This window comes from Cytobacillus sp. FSL W7-1323, from assembly GCF_038595015.1.
GTDB lineage: Bacteria > Bacillota > Bacilli > Bacillales > Cytobacillaceae > Cytobacillus > Cytobacillus kochii.
In genome coordinates this window covers 3601378-3615491 of sequence record NZ_CP151998.1, presented here as the reverse complement: position 1 = coordinate 3615491, position 14114 = coordinate 3601378, and the positions used below count along the sequence as shown (strand labels likewise).

Sequence of the window (14114 nt, the reverse complement as noted above, 5' to 3'; positions counted from 1 at the left end):
CATTTTTCAATTATTTTATATTACTTATTCCCTTATATAATTTTGCAGAGCTATTATTAAGTATTTTTAAAACACCTGATGAGTTGTTATCGAAGCAATATAGTGGTTTGTTTTGAACATAAGCAAAACGAGCGGTATGCATAGTACCACTACTTGCTTTACATTCTGTTATAATTACAGCATTACTAATACCAGATATTATTCTATTTCTGTTAACATAGTTAGTCTTCTTATTTGGTTCATCCTTATAGTACTCACTAATTAATAAACCATGATTTTTTAAAATCTCAGTTGCGTGCTTAGTATGGGATTTTGGAATAATAGAACTTATAGGCCCAGGTAAAACTGCTATTGTTTTACCCTTGTTTTCTAAAGTAGAAAGGTGAACCTGTATGTCTGTTCCTAGAGCTAAACCACTAACTGTTATGAAATTATGATCTACCATTTCAGAAACATATTTTTCAATCAAATTTATCGTTGGAGGACTGGGTGTTCTAGTACCAACTATTGAACAAATATACTTTTCCTCAAATAATTGCCTATTACCTTTCATAAATAATAAGAAAGGAGGAGATGGTATTTCCTTTAATAAGGTTGGATATTCTTTTTCATAATATATGAAATATTCAATCCCCTCTTGTTTAAAGTTTTCTAAAAGAGATTCAATTTTTCTTCGACTATTGTTAATAGCCTCAGAAGAGGATAATAATGATAAATCCTTTTCAGTAAAAAGTTGCTTATCAAATTGCAATTCTAAGTAATCACCCGTGAGAACTCTTTCAATTTCATCTACATTTACAAATCGATAAATGGTACTTAAAGCTGACAAAGATATACCTAAATCATATAAAATGAATATAAGTTTCTTTTTCATTTTAAAAACTCCTCTATTTAAAATACTTCTCTTGATCCAGGTATTCGAAATTTCTTAAGGACATCTAACAGTCTTAAATCAATAAAATATGTACCATTTTAACATAACTCTCAGATGTAGATTATATTTATACGTAATGTAAAATTAAAAGTTTCAAATTACAAATACAAAATTTTAAAGAACCTGCCGCGTTTGTTGAATAATGTGGAATTAATTTTGAATGTTCTTAAGCAGGTCGGGAGTGCAATTTAAAACTTGAAAAATGCTGAAAAAACAACTTTCGGCAACAATTCGGCCACAGGCATATTTTTAACAACCATTTTAGATAAGACAAAAATAAAAGAAGCCCTGATAAATCAAGGCTTCTTGGTATGGAGAATAGGGGGCTCGAACCCCTGACCTCATCGCTGCCAGCGATGCGCTCTCCCAGCTGAGCTAATCCCCCGCTAGATATATTGAAATTATAGCGGGAGAATGAATATTTTTCAATAGTCAAAAATAAAAAATTAGTGCAAGCTTTCTATTTCCATCGACTTTACTCCCGGCACTTGAGAAATTGTATGATAAAAGTCAGTTGTTTTTTTACGATAATCAACTGCAATAGTTAAATAAACTTGTGGGTAGCCCTCTTCAGTATCTTTAATTCTCATCCTGCGAATAGCCGCTTGCTGCTCTTTAATGGTATGAATAATAGTCGTGATCTGTTCCTTCGTTTCAACTGCCATTTTCATCGTAATCTCTTTTTCTCGTAGTTGTCTTGGGCCAATAAGCCCTAATAAGTAGGGAACAACTTCAACTGAAATAATAAGTAATACGACGCCTGCAACAGCCTCCATATAATATCCAGCTCCAACAGCGATACCAATTCCAGCTGCGCCCCAAATTAAGGCGGCGGTTGTAAGGCCGGAAATACTATCATTCCCTCTCCTCAATATGACCCCTGCACCAAGAAAGCCAATTCCTGATACAATTTGAGCTGCTAAACGTAAAGGATCCATTGTAATATTAATATCGTCATTACCTGGAAATATGTATGCTGATTCTATTGACACAATAGTGAGAAGACAGCTAACGATTGAAATGACTAGGCTTGTTTTTAAGCCAACTGGTTTACGTTTTAGTTCTCTTTCTAGTCCTATAATAAGACCAAGCACAGCTGAAATCCCTAACTTCATTAGGACATCCATTTCTAATCCGTACATAATATCGCCTGCTTTATCATTTAATAAATTTTAAATAAGTTACCTTTACTATAGGTTTAAGGTGTAAAATAGTCTATACCTAAATATCAATATATAGAGACAAGGTGATAGCATGGGGTAGTGAAGATGAATCCGCTTTTTGTATTAGCTATAGGAGTTGTTTCAGTTTCAACTTCAGCCATTTTTGTAAAGTTGATTTCAGCTCCCCCTGGTATTATTGCTTTTTATCGTCTACTTTTTTCAGTCGTGCTTATGGTGCCAATCTTTCTTTTAAAATATGTTCATGAAATTCGTCATATTACAAGCAAGGATTGGCTGTTTTCTATCATTGCGGGTATTTTTTTAGCTTTCCATTTTATTTTATGGTTTGAGTCTCTTCAATACACATCGGTTGCTAGCTCGACTGTGTTAGTTGCCTTACAACCGATTTTTGCATTTATAGGTACTTATCTCTTCTTTAAAGAAAAAACTTCTTGGAAATCCATTTTGTCAACTATAACTGCGATAGGCGGTTGTATCATTATTAGCTGGGGTGATTTTCTACTAAGTGAAAAGGCGCTCTATGGAGATTTGTTAGCACTCATCGCCTGTGGGTTAGTAACAGGGTATTTACTGTTTGGGCAGACCGTCCGTCAAAGAGTATCCCTGATTACTTATACATTTATTGTATACAGTATTAGCACATTGACACTTTTTATCTATGTCATGCTTAACAAACAACCTTTGTATCCTTATCAAGTAAATGACTGGATTTTTTTAATTCTCTTAGCACTTTTTCCAACATTATTAGGCCATACATTATTTAATTGGTCTGTAAAGTATTTAAGTACTTCTGTTATTTCGATGGCTACTTTGTTTGAACCTGTGGGTGCAGCCATTTTAGCTTATTTTGTACTACAAGAAAGAATAGCTTGGTCACAAATTTTTGGTGGGCTATTTGTTATAGTAGGGCTATCTTCCTTTTTAATAGATGAAAGAAGGAGAAGAAAGAAACGATTATAGGCAAATAATGAAGATCAAGTTTAGAAAATGAAGCAAAAGGTGAGCCAAGAATGAGCTCACCTTTTTTATATAAATAAATAGGATAATCTACTAAAAATAAATGCTGCTGTTACGGTGAAGATGAAAGTTCCTCCATAAACTTTACCTGGTGAATTAGCGATGCGAATACCTTCCACATAAGCGAATGAAAATAAAAAAAGGGCCATAATTACTGATACGTATAGTGCTACATCTTCCAGCTCTATTCACACCTTTCATATATAATAGAATGAGATTAGTAGATTATATGACCCATTCTCAACTTTATGACAAATATTTATGATAAGGATGAAGAGAAAGAGAGATTACTTATTGAGTTAAGACGGGAGCTTAGAAGAAGGGAAGAATGATTGAAGAGTATCTGAAGAGTATCTATATATAAGTAAAGCAAAAGATAATTAATAGTTTCTTGTGGTTATCAATTAATGGAAACGCTTAACTATATGATAGTTACGATACTTAATAAAAATATGAAAAACTTGATTAAAACTTTTAAAATTATATTGCAAACACTTTTTAATCATGATATAGTTATTTTTGTTCCCGATAAAAGAAAAATTTACTAATTTAATCACTTAAATTATTTTAAAAAAATGGTTGACGTGATGAAGACGGGATGTTATGATAATAAAGTCGCTTTTGAAGCGAACGAGATTGTTCTTTGAAAACTGAACGAACATAAAACGTCAAGCGTAATTCTAAAAAGCTGATTTATCAGCAACAAAGCACCATAGGTGCAAATGAGCTAATCAAACACTTTATTGGAGAGTTTGATCCTGGCTCAGGACGAACGCTGGCGGCGTGCCTAATACATGCAAGTCGAGCGAATCTGAGGGAGCTTGCTCCCAAAGATTAGCGGCGGACGGGTGAGTAACACGTGGGCAACCTGCCTGTAAGACTGGGATAACTCCGGGAAACCGGGGCTAATACCGGATAATATCTATTTATACATATAATTAGATTGAAAGATGGTTCTGCTATCACTTACAGATGGGCCCGCGGCGCATTAGCTAGTTGGTGAGGTAACGGCTCACCAAGGCGACGATGCGTAGCCGACCTGAGAGGGTGATCGGCCACACTGGGACTGAGACACGGCCCAGACTCCTACGGGAGGCAGCAGTAGGGAATCTTCCGCAATGGACGAAAGTCTGACGGAGCAACGCCGCGTGAGTGATGAAGGTTTTCGGATCGTAAAACTCTGTTGTTAGGGAAGAACAAGTATCGGAGTAACTGCCGGTACCTTGACGGTACCTAACCAGAAAGCCACGGCTAACTACGTGCCAGCAGCCGCGGTAATACGTAGGTGGCAAGCGTTGTCCGGAATTATTGGGCGTAAAGCGCGCGCAGGCGGTTCCTTAAGTCTGATGTGAAAGCCCACGGCTCAACCGTGGAGGGTCATTGGAAACTGGGGAACTTGAGTGCAGAAGAGGAAAGTGGAATTCCAAGTGTAGCGGTGAAATGCGTAGAGATTTGGAGGAACACCAGTGGCGAAGGCGACTTTCTGGTCTGTAACTGACGCTGAGGCGCGAAAGCGTGGGGAGCAAACAGGATTAGATACCCTGGTAGTCCACGCCGTAAACGATGAGTGCTAAGTGTTAGAGGGTTTCCGCCCTTTAGTGCTGCAGCAAACGCATTAAGCACTCCGCCTGGGGAGTACGACCGCAAGGTTGAAACTCAAAGGAATTGACGGGGGCCCGCACAAGCGGTGGAGCATGTGGTTTAATTCGAAGCAACGCGAAGAACCTTACCAGGTCTTGACATCCTCTGACAATCCTAGAGATAGGACTTTCCCCTTCGGGGGACAGAGTGACAGGTGGTGCATGGTTGTCGTCAGCTCGTGTCGTGAGATGTTGGGTTAAGTCCCGCAACGAGCGCAACCCTTGATCTTAGTTGCCAGCATTTAGTTGGGCACTCTAAGGTGACTGCCGGTGACAAACCGGAGGAAGGTGGGGATGACGTCAAATCATCATGCCCCTTATGACCTGGGCTACACACGTGCTACAATGGATGGTACAAAGGGCTGCAAGACCGCGAGGTTTAGCCAATCCCATAAAACCATTCTCAGTTCGGATTGTAGGCTGCAACTCGCCTACATGAAGCCGGAATCGCTAGTAATCGCGGATCAGCATGCCGCGGTGAATACGTTCCCGGGCCTTGTACACACCGCCCGTCACACCACGAGAGTTTGTAACACCCGAAGTCGGTGGGGTAACCTTTTGGAGCCAGCCGCCTAAGGTGGGACAGATGATTGGGGTGAAGTCGTAACAAGGTAGCCGTATCGGAAGGTGCGGCTGGATCACCTCCTTTCTAAGGAATATACGGAATTGACTTGATGTTAGACTGTTCGTTCAGTTTTGAGAGTATAATCTCTCAATTCAATCGTTCTTTGAAAACTAGATAATGTAATGAAGAAGATTACCAAGTAATCGCCACCTTAGTTATTTTCTCTCTATATAATAGAGTAGAGATACTAAACTTTTTTAAAACACACAACCGTGAGGGAAGCGAAAGTAACCCAAACATATGGTTAAGTTAATAAGGGCGCACGGTGAATGCCTTGGCACTAGGAGCCGATGAAGGACGGGACTAACACCGATATGCTTCGGGGAGCTGTAAGTAAGCTTTGATCCGGAGATTTCCGAATGGGGAAACCCCCTATCCGTTATGGGATAGGATCCATACCTGAATACATAGGGTATGGAAGGCAGACCCGGGGAACTGAAACATCTAAGTACCCGGAGGAAGAGAAAGCAAACGCGATTCCCTGAGTAGCGGCGAGCGAAACGGGATTAGCCCAAACCAAGAGGCTTGCCTCTTGGGGTTGTAGGACATTCTATACGGAGTTACAAAGGAACGAGATAGACGAAGAGGTCTGGAAAGGCCCGCCATAGGAGGTAAAAGCCCTGTAGTTGAAACTTCGTTCCCTCCAGAGTGGATCCTGAGTACGGCGGGACACGAGAAATCCCGTCGGAAGCAGGGAGGACCATCTCCCAAGGCTAAATACTCCCTAGTGACCGATAGTGAACCAGTACCGTGAGGGAAAGGTGAAAAGCACCCCGGAAGGGGAGTGAAAGAGATCCTGAAACCGTGTGCCTACAAGTAGTTAGAGCCCGTTAATGGGTGATAGCGTGCCTTTTGTAGAATGAACCGGCGAGTTACGATTACATGCGAGGTTAAGTTGGACAGACGGAGCCGTAGCGAAAGCGAGTCTGAATAGGGCGAATGAGTATGTGGTCGTAGACCCGAAACCAGGTGATCTACCCATGTCCAGGGTGAAGTCCAGGTAACACTGGATGGAGGCCCGAACCCACGTACGTTGAAAAGTGCGGGGATGAGGTGTGGGTAGCGGAGAAATTCCAATCGAACTTGGAGATAGCTGGTTCTCTCCGAAATAGCTTTAGGGCTAGCCTCATGCGTAAGAATCTTGGAGGTAGAGCACTGTTTGGACTAGGGGCCCTCATCGGGTTACCGAATTCAGACAAACTCCGAATGCCAAAGATTTATCCATGGGAGTCAGACTGCGAGTGATAAGATCCGTAGTCAAGAGGGAAACAGCCCAGACCACCAGCTAAGGTCCCAAAGTATACGTTAAGTGGAAAAGGATGTGGAGTTGCTTAGACAACCAGGATGTTGGCTTAGAAGCAGCCACCATTTAAAGAGTGCGTAATAGCTCACTGGTCGAGTGACTCCGCGCCGAAAATGTACCGGGGCTAAACGTATCACCGAAGCTGTGGATTGAACATCGTTGATGTTCAGTGGTAGGAGAGCGTTCTAAGGGCGTTGAAGCTAGACCGTAAGGACTGGTGGAGCGCTTAGAAGTGAGAATGCCGGTATGAGTAGCGAAAGATGGGTGAGAATCCCATCCACCGAATGCCTAAGGTTTCCTGAGGAAGGCTCGTCCGCTCAGGGTTAGTCGGGACCTAAGCCGAGGCTGAAAAGCGTAGGCGATGGACAACAGGTTGATATTCCTGTACCACCGTATTCTGTTTGAGTGATGGGGGGACGCAGGAGGATAGGGTAAGCGCACTATTGGATGTGCGTCTAAGCAGTTAGAGGGACCATGAGGCAAATCCCATGGTCACATACCTTGAGCTGTGATAGCGAGGGAAATTTAGTACCGAAGTTCTTGATTCCACACTGCCAAGAAAAGCCTCTAGCGAGGAATAAGGTGCCCGTACCGCAAACCGACACAGGTAGGCGAGGAGAGAATCCTAAGGTGAGCGAGAGAACTCTCGTTAAGGAACTCGGCAAAATGACCCCGTAACTTCGGGAGAAGGGGTGCTCATTAGGGTGTTAAAGCCTTGATGAGCCGCAGTGAATAGGCCCAGGCGACTGTTTAGCAAAAACACAGGTCTCTGCGAAGCCGCAAGGCGAAGTATAGGGGCTGACGCCTGCCCGGTGCTGGAAGGTTAAGAGGAGAGGTTAGCTCACGCGAAGCTTTGAATCGAAGCCCCAGTAAACGGCGGCCGTAACTATAACGGTCCTAAGGTAGCGAAATTCCTTGTCGGGTAAGTTCCGACCCGCACGAAAGGCGTAACGATCTGGGCACTGTCTCAACGAGAGACTCGGTGAAATTATAGTACCTGTGAAGATGCAGGTTACCCGCGACAGGACGGAAAGACCCCGTGGAGCTTTACTGTAGCCTGATATTGAATTTTGGTACAGCTTGTACAGGATAGGTAGGAGCCTTAGAAGCCGGAGCGCTAGCTTCGGTGGAGGCGTCGGTGGGATACTACCCTGGCTGTATTGAAATTCTAACCCACATCCCTTATCGGGATGGGAGACAGTGTCAGGTGGGCAGTTTGACTGGGGCGGTCGCCTCCTAAAGAGTAACGGAGGCGCCCAAAGGTTCCCTCAGAATGGTTGGAAATCATTCGTAGAGTGTAAAGGCACAAGGGAGCTTGACTGCGAGACCTACAAGTCGAGCAGGGACGAAAGTCGGGCTTAGTGATCCGGTGGTTCCGCATGGAAGGGCCATCGCTCAACGGATAAAAGCTACCCCGGGGATAACAGGCTTATCTCCCCCAAGAGTCCACATCGACGGGGAGGTTTGGCACCTCGATGTCGGCTCATCGCATCCTGGGGCTGTAGTCGGTCCCAAGGGTTGGGCTGTTCGCCCATTAAAGCGGTACGCGAGCTGGGTTCAGAACGTCGTGAGACAGTTCGGTCCCTATCCGTCGTGGGCGCAGGAAATTTGAGAGGAGCTGTCCTTAGTACGAGAGGACCGGGATGGACGCACCGCTGGTGTACCAGTTGTCTTGCCAAAGGCATCGCTGGGTAGCTATGTGCGGAAGGGATAAGTGCTGAAAGCATCTAAGCATGAAGCCCCCCTCGAGATGAGATTTCCCATAGCGCAAGCTAGTAAGATCCCTGAAAGATGATCAGGTTGATAGGTTAGAGGTGGAAGTGTGGCGACACATGTAGCTGACTAATACTAATCGATCGAGGACTTAACCAAAAACGAAAAGCGAAAGCGCCTTGCACAGGTGCGACAAGCATAAGACAGATTTGACAGGAGGTTGTTCTTTAACCTCATGACAAATTTGACTTATGACCTCGAGCACCTAGGCGCTGTAGCTGGACAATACGAAATGCGGGCGGCTCCAAGCCGCCGCAGCTAGACAGCACTACGTAAGTAGTCGCATCAGCAACGCATAGGCGATTACTCATAAATATCTTCTTCAACATTACCTAGTTTTTAGAGAATGATTTAAAATTTCTCTTGAAAATTTTATTAAAGACGTTATAATAATATATGTCTTTAAAAAGTCCGGTGGCGATAGCGAGAAGGTCACACCCGTTCCCATACCGAACACGGAAGTTAAGCTTCTAAAGCGCCGATGGTAGTTAGGGGCTGTCCCCTTGTGAGAGTAGGACGTTGCCGGGCATACATATTGGAGGATTAGCTCAGCTGGGAGAGCATCTGCCTTACAAGCAGAGGGTCGGCGGTTCGATCCCGTCATCCTCCACCATTTTTTGTGTGTATTTGCCGGCCTAGCTCAATTGGTAGAGCAACTGACTTGTAATCAGTAGGTTGGGGGTTCAAGTCCTCTGGCCGGCACCACTCGTGCTTTGTACGAGCCATTAGCTCAGTTGGTAGAGCATCTGACTTTTAATCAGAGGGTCGAAGGTTCGAGTCCTTCATGGCTCACCATTTGATCATTTTAATATGCGGGTGTGGCGGAATTGGCAGACGCACCAGACTTAGGATCTGGCGCCGCAAGGCGTGGGGGTTCGACTCCCTTCACCCGCACCATTTTTCATTTTAAATATTTGCGGAAGTAGTTCAGTGGTAGAACATCACCTTGCCAAGGTGAGGGTCGCGGGTTCGAATCCCGTCTTCCGCTCCAATATGTGCCGGGGTGGCGGAACTGGCAGACGCACAGGACTTAAAATCCTGCGGTAGGTGACTACCGTACCGGTTCGATTCCGGTCCTCGGCACCATTCTTTTTAAAATTAAGCGCCCGTAGCTCAATTGGATAGAGCGTTTGACTACGGATCAAAAGGTTAGGGGTTCGACTCCTCTCGGGCGCGTTTTGTATCGGGAAGTAGCTCAGCTTGGTAGAGCACTTGGTTTGGGACCAAGGGGTCGCAGGTTCGAATCCTGTCTTCCCGACCACTAGATATACATATATATTTTTAGGGGCCTTAGCTCAGCTGGGAGAGCGCCTGCTTTGCACGCAGGAGGTCAGCGGTTCGATCCCGCTAGGCTCCACCAATTAATTTTATACAATATATTCTATGGCGGTGTAGCTCAGCTGGCTAGAGCGTACGGTTCATACCCGTGAGGTCGGGGGTTCGATCCCCTCCGCCGCTACCATAGATAGAATGATGGACCTTTAGCTCAGCTGGTTAGAGCAGACGGCTCATAACCGTCCGGTCGTAGGTTCGAGTCCTACAAGGTCCACCATTATTCGGAGGAATACCCAAGTCTGGCTGAAGGGATCGGTCTTGAAAACCGACAGGGGTGTTAAAGCCCGCGGGGGTTCGAATCCCTCTTCCTCCGCCATTCATATTATTATCGCGGGGTGGAGCAGTCCGGTAGCTCGTCGGGCTCATAACCCGAAGGTCGCAGGTTCAAATCCTGCCCCCGCAATCTGGTCCGGTAGTTCAGTTGGTTAGAATGCCTGCCTGTCACGCAGGAGGTCGCGGGTTCGAGTCCCGTCCGGACCGCCATTTACATATTTATTATTTTGGCTCAGTAGCTCAGTCGGTAGAGCAAAGGACTGAAAATCCTTGTGTCGGCGGTTCGATTCCGTCCTGAGCCATCTTTTATGGCGGTTGTGGCGAAGTGGTTAACGCATCGGATTGTGGTTCCGACATTCGTGGGTTCGATTCCCATCAGCCGCCCCATTGCGGGTGTAGTTTAGTGGTAAAACCTCAGCCTTCCAAGCTGATGATGAGGGTTCGATTCCCTTCACCCGCTTAAATAGGGGCCTATAGCTCAGCTGGTTAGAGCGCACGCCTGATAAGCGTGAGGTCGATGGTTCGAGTCCATTTAGGCCCACCATTTATATTATTCCGCAGTAGCTCAGTGGTAGAGCATTCGGCTGTTAACCGAACGGTCGTAGGTTCGAATCCTACCTGCGGAGCCATATGGAGAAGTACTCAAGTGGCTGAAGAGGCGCCCCTGCTAAGGGTGTAGGTCGGGCAACCGGCGCGAGGGTTCAAATCCCTCCTTCTCCGCCAGTTGGCCCCTTGGTCAAGCGGTTAAGACACCGCCCTTTCACGGCGGTAACACGGGTTCGAATCCCGTAGGGGTCATAAAAAAGAAGCTGTCAACATAAGTTGACAGCTTCTTTTTTATGTGGCTAACACTTTTTGGATGTTATATTATCTGTCATTAGATGTCAAAATAATTTGAAAAATAACAAGGGATTTTTATACTTAAGACGAATTATTTAAGAAAGAGTAATGTAATACAAGGAGTGGAATGAATTAAGATGAATACAACTGCATACCCCACTGAATTCGAAATGCACTTGTTTCATGAAGGAAGCTTATTTAAGGCATACGAACTGTTTGGATCACACCGTCATAAAGAAGGAGATAATTGGGTTACTTCCTTTACTATCTATGCTCCACATGCCACCTCAATATCATTAGTTGGTTCTTTTAATCATTGGAATGGCGAAGGTTTTTCATTAGATAAAGTAAATAAAGAGGGGATATGGAGAATTCAGCTAGATGGAGATTTAACAGGAGAAATTTATAAATATGCAATTAAGAACAAGGATGAACAAACTTTTTTAAAGGCTGATCCTTTTGCTTTTTGTTCAGAATTACGGCCTAGTACTGCTTCGATTGTTTATTCCTTAGAAGGTTACAAATGGAAGGACCAAGGCTGGCAAAAGGAAAAACAACAAAGGAAAGCATTTTCAGAACCTATGATGATATATGAGATGCACTTAGGTACATGGAAAAAGAGGAATGGCCTTTTATTGACATACAGTGAACTAGCAGAAGAAATCATTCCTTACGTAAAGGAGCATGGTTTTACACATATTGAATTGATGCCTATAATTGAACACCCTTATGATCGTTCATGGGGGTATCAAGGAACAGGCTATTATTCGGCTACTAGTAGATATGGTGAACCAAAAGATTTAATGTTTTTTATTGATCAATGTCATCAAAATAATATTGGTGTTATTTTAGATTGGGTACCAGGACATTTCTGTAAAGATCAACATGGGCTATATTGTTTAGATGGTGAATATGTTTATGAATACGAAACAGAAGCTGATAGGGAAAATTTTGTTTGGGGTACAGCTAATTTTAATTTAAGTAAAACAGAGGTTCATAGTTTCCTCATATCCAATGCTATTTTTTGGATGGAAAAATACCATGTCGATGGATTTAGAATTGATGCAGTATCAAATATCATTTTTTGGCCTAATAACGAGAATAGGGAAAATCCATTTGGTATTCAATTTTTACAGAAATTAAATAAGGCTGTTTTTGCTTATGATCCTTCTATCTTGATGATGGCAGAGGATTCTACAGATTGGCCCCAAGTAACGGCTCCTGTTCACTATGGCGGATTAGGTTTCAGTTATAAATGGAATATGGGGTGGATGAATGATGTATTATCTTATATGGAGAAAGCCCCACATGAACGGCAATACCACCATAATAAAATGACTTTTTCATTAATGTATGCATACTCCGAAAATTTTCTCTTACCGTTATCACATGATGAGGTTGTCCATGGGAAGAAATCCCTGCTAGACAAGATGCCAGGAGATTATTGGCAAAAATTTGCCCAATATCGTTTGCTCTTAGGTTTTATGATGACACATCCAGGTAAAAAGCTGTTATTTATGGGGTTTGAGCTAGGACAATTTGCCGAGTGGAAAGATGAAGCTGAGTTGGATTGGCACTTACTTCAGTATGAAATGCATGCAAAAACGAATCATTATGTGAAGAAGTTAATAAAGTTATATAAGAGATCTAAATCATTATATGAATGGGACCACAGATCAGAAGGTTTTGAGTGGATTGATGCTAATAACCATCAGCAATCCATTTTTTCATTTATTCGTAAAGGAGTAGAAGAACAAGAAATATTAATTGTTGTATGTAACTTTTCCCCTCAAGTATATATGAATTTTCGAATGGGTGTTCCTAAAAATGGGAGTTATAGAGAAGTGTTTAATAGTGATAATAATGAATTTGGTGGCTCCCATTGTATTAATAAACGTGTATTAAATACAAAAAAACTATCCTATCATGGAAAACCATACAGCATCGAAATGACGATACCACCATTCGGTATTTCAGTTTTACGTCCTGTTAGAAAAAGAAAAAGGAGTGATGTTGTAAATGGCTAACAAGAAATGTGTAGCGATGTTGCTTGCTGGAGGCAAAGGAAGCCGCCTTAATTCTTTGACGAAGGAGCTTGCTAAACCAGCTGTACCTTTTGGAGGTAAATACCGCATCATCGATTTTACACTTAGTAATTGTACAAATTCAGGCATCGATACAGTCGGTGTACTAACACAATATCAACCGCTAATACTCAATTCATATATTGGCATAGGAAGCGCTTGGGATTTGGATAGAAGAAATGGCGGTGTGACAGTACTTCCCCCATACAGTGAATCTTCTGAAGTCAAATGGTATACAGGTACGGCAAGTGCTATCTATCAGAATATCAATTATTTAGAGCAACATAACCCCGAATATGTATTAATTTTATCAGGTGACCATATTTACAAAATGAACTATGACTTAATGCTAGATTACCATATTAGTAAAGGAGCTGATGCGACAATCTCTGTTATAGAGGTCCCGTGGCATGAAACAAATCGTTTTGGTATTATGAATACTTCTTTAGATATGAGAATAGAAGATTTTGAAGAAAAACCTGAGCAAGCAAAGAATAATTTAGCATCAATGGGCATTTATATCTTTAAATGGTCAGTACTAAATGAGTTTTTACAAAAGGATAATCAAAATAAGGACTCAAGCCATGATTTTGGAAAAGATATTATTCCTGAGATGTTGAAGTTAAATAAGAAACTTTATGCCTATCCTTTTAATGGTTATTGGAAAGACGTTGGTACAGTTCAAAGTCTATGGGAAGCTAATATGGATTTATTAGATGACAATTGTGAGTTAAATCTTTTTGATCAAGACTGGAGAATTTACTCAGTTAATCCTAACCATCCTCCACAATATATTTCTCCACAAGCAAAGGTCAAACAATCTTTAGTAAATGAAGGATGTACGATTGAAGGCGAGGTAATCAAATCAGTTCTCTTTCAAGGTGTAGCGATTGATAAAGGGTCTGTTATTAAAGAGTCAGTAGTTATGCCAAATACAAGGATTGGTAAGAATGTCATATTAGAAAAAGTCATTGTCCCATCTAATATAGTTATACCAGATGGGACAGTAATTAAAGAAAGAAAAGAAACAAGTGAAGCATTGTTAATCACGCCAGAAAGTATTTGTCATTTTGCATAAATGTAGAACTGTATGATTTTTACTGGGG

Annotated in this window: 5 protein-coding genes, 22 tRNA genes and 3 rRNA genes; 27 read left to right on the top strand and 3 right to left on the bottom strand. The window is 42.5% G+C overall.

All coding sequences use genetic code 11. The annotated features are described in order from the left end of the window. Window positions 1-10 precede the first annotated feature (10 nt). The 3 genes from MKX67_RS18220 to MKX67_RS18210 all read right to left on the bottom strand — a co-directional run bounded on the left by MKX67_RS18220 (window position 11) and on the right by MKX67_RS18210 (window position 2076). Window positions 11-874: a DNA-processing protein DprA gene (locus tag MKX67_RS18220; protein WP_342488519.1), complete on the bottom strand. Its 864-nt coding sequence runs from the start codon at window positions 872-874 to the stop codon at window positions 11-13. 372 nt (window positions 875-1246) lie between these two features. Then, a tRNA-Ala gene (locus MKX67_RS18215) sits at window positions 1247-1319 on the bottom strand. 61 nt (window positions 1320-1380) lie between these two features. After that, complete coding sequence (locus MKX67_RS18210; protein ID WP_095372133.1) at window positions 1381-2076, bottom strand: MgtC/SapB family protein; 696 nt, start codon at window positions 2074-2076, stop codon at window positions 1381-1383. A 126-nt stretch (window positions 2077-2202) separates the two neighbouring features. Between MKX67_RS18210 and MKX67_RS18205 the strand changes: the two genes are divergently transcribed. The 27 genes from MKX67_RS18205 to MKX67_RS18075 all read left to right on the top strand — a co-directional run bounded on the left by MKX67_RS18205 (window position 2203) and on the right by MKX67_RS18075 (window position 14086). Next, window positions 2203-3078 carry a DMT family transporter gene (locus tag MKX67_RS18205; RefSeq protein WP_342488518.1) on the top strand — a complete coding sequence of 292 codons (876 nt, stop codon included), beginning with the start codon at window positions 2203-2205 and terminating at the stop codon, window positions 3076-3078. Between the two features lie 797 nt (window positions 3079-3875). After that, window positions 3876-5424: ribosomal RNA gene (locus MKX67_RS18200) — 16S ribosomal RNA — on the top strand. A gap of 218 nt (window positions 5425-5642) precedes the next feature. After that, window positions 5643-8575, top strand: a 23S ribosomal RNA gene (locus tag MKX67_RS18195). Window positions 8576-8886: 311 nt separating this feature from the next. Next, window positions 8887-9004: ribosomal RNA gene (gene rrf, locus MKX67_RS18190) — 5S ribosomal RNA — on the top strand. The 16S, 23S and 5S rRNA genes sit together here with 21 tRNA genes alongside, the layout of an rRNA operon. Window positions 9005-9013: 9 nt before the next feature. Further along, window positions 9014-9089 (top strand) — tRNA-Val (locus MKX67_RS18185). 16 nt (window positions 9090-9105) lie between these two features. Further along, window positions 9106-9181, top strand: a tRNA-Thr gene (locus MKX67_RS18180). A 14-nt stretch (window positions 9182-9195) separates the two neighbouring features. Beyond that, window positions 9196-9271: transfer RNA gene (locus MKX67_RS18175), tRNA-Lys, on the top strand. A gap of 17 nt (window positions 9272-9288) precedes the next feature. After that, a tRNA-Leu gene (locus tag MKX67_RS18170) sits at window positions 9289-9373 on the top strand. A gap of 19 nt (window positions 9374-9392) precedes the next feature. Next, window positions 9393-9467, top strand: a tRNA-Gly gene (locus MKX67_RS18165). A 6-nt stretch (window positions 9468-9473) separates the two neighbouring features. After that, a tRNA-Leu gene (locus MKX67_RS18160) sits at window positions 9474-9562 on the top strand. Window positions 9563-9578: 16 nt separating this feature from the next. Beyond that, a tRNA-Arg gene (locus MKX67_RS18155) sits at window positions 9579-9652 on the top strand. A gap of 8 nt (window positions 9653-9660) precedes the next feature. Further along, a tRNA-Pro gene (locus MKX67_RS18150) sits at window positions 9661-9737 on the top strand. Window positions 9738-9760: 23 nt separating this feature from the next. Then, window positions 9761-9836: transfer RNA gene (locus MKX67_RS18145), tRNA-Ala, on the top strand. Window positions 9837-9861: 25 nt separating this feature from the next. Then, window positions 9862-9938 (top strand) — tRNA-Met (locus MKX67_RS18140). Between the two features lie 13 nt (window positions 9939-9951). Continuing rightward, a tRNA-Ile gene (locus MKX67_RS18135) sits at window positions 9952-10028 on the top strand. A gap of 6 nt (window positions 10029-10034) precedes the next feature. Beyond that, window positions 10035-10127 (top strand) — tRNA-Ser (locus MKX67_RS18130). Between the two features lie 13 nt (window positions 10128-10140). Then, window positions 10141-10214, top strand: a tRNA-Met gene (locus MKX67_RS18125). A gap of 3 nt (window positions 10215-10217) precedes the next feature. Then, a tRNA-Asp gene (locus MKX67_RS18120) sits at window positions 10218-10294 on the top strand. Window positions 10295-10313: 19 nt separating this feature from the next. Next, window positions 10314-10386, top strand: a tRNA-Phe gene (locus MKX67_RS18115). A gap of 9 nt (window positions 10387-10395) precedes the next feature. Beyond that, a tRNA-His gene (locus MKX67_RS18110) sits at window positions 10396-10471 on the top strand. A gap of 2 nt (window positions 10472-10473) precedes the next feature. Further along, window positions 10474-10544, top strand: a tRNA-Gly gene (locus MKX67_RS18105). Between the two features lie 7 nt (window positions 10545-10551). Further along, a tRNA-Ile gene (locus MKX67_RS18100) sits at window positions 10552-10628 on the top strand. Between the two features lie 10 nt (window positions 10629-10638). Next, window positions 10639-10713, top strand: a tRNA-Asn gene (locus MKX67_RS18095). A gap of 3 nt (window positions 10714-10716) precedes the next feature. Next, window positions 10717-10807, top strand: a tRNA-Ser gene (locus tag MKX67_RS18090). Window positions 10808-10810: 3 nt separating this feature from the next. Beyond that, window positions 10811-10882 (top strand) — tRNA-Glu (locus tag MKX67_RS18085). Window positions 10883-11061: 179 nt separating this feature from the next. Beyond that, window positions 11062-12951 carry a 1,4-alpha-glucan branching enzyme gene (gene glgB / locus MKX67_RS18080; protein WP_095372135.1) on the top strand — a complete coding sequence of 630 codons (1890 nt, stop codon included), beginning with the start codon at window positions 11062-11064 and terminating at the stop codon, window positions 12949-12951. Further along, window positions 12944-14086: a glucose-1-phosphate adenylyltransferase gene (locus MKX67_RS18075; protein WP_095372136.1), complete on the top strand. Its 1143-nt coding sequence runs from the start codon at window positions 12944-12946 to the stop codon at window positions 14084-14086. Before glgB ends, MKX67_RS18075 begins: the two co-directional genes overlap by 8 nt. Window positions 14087-14114 lie beyond the last annotated feature (28 nt).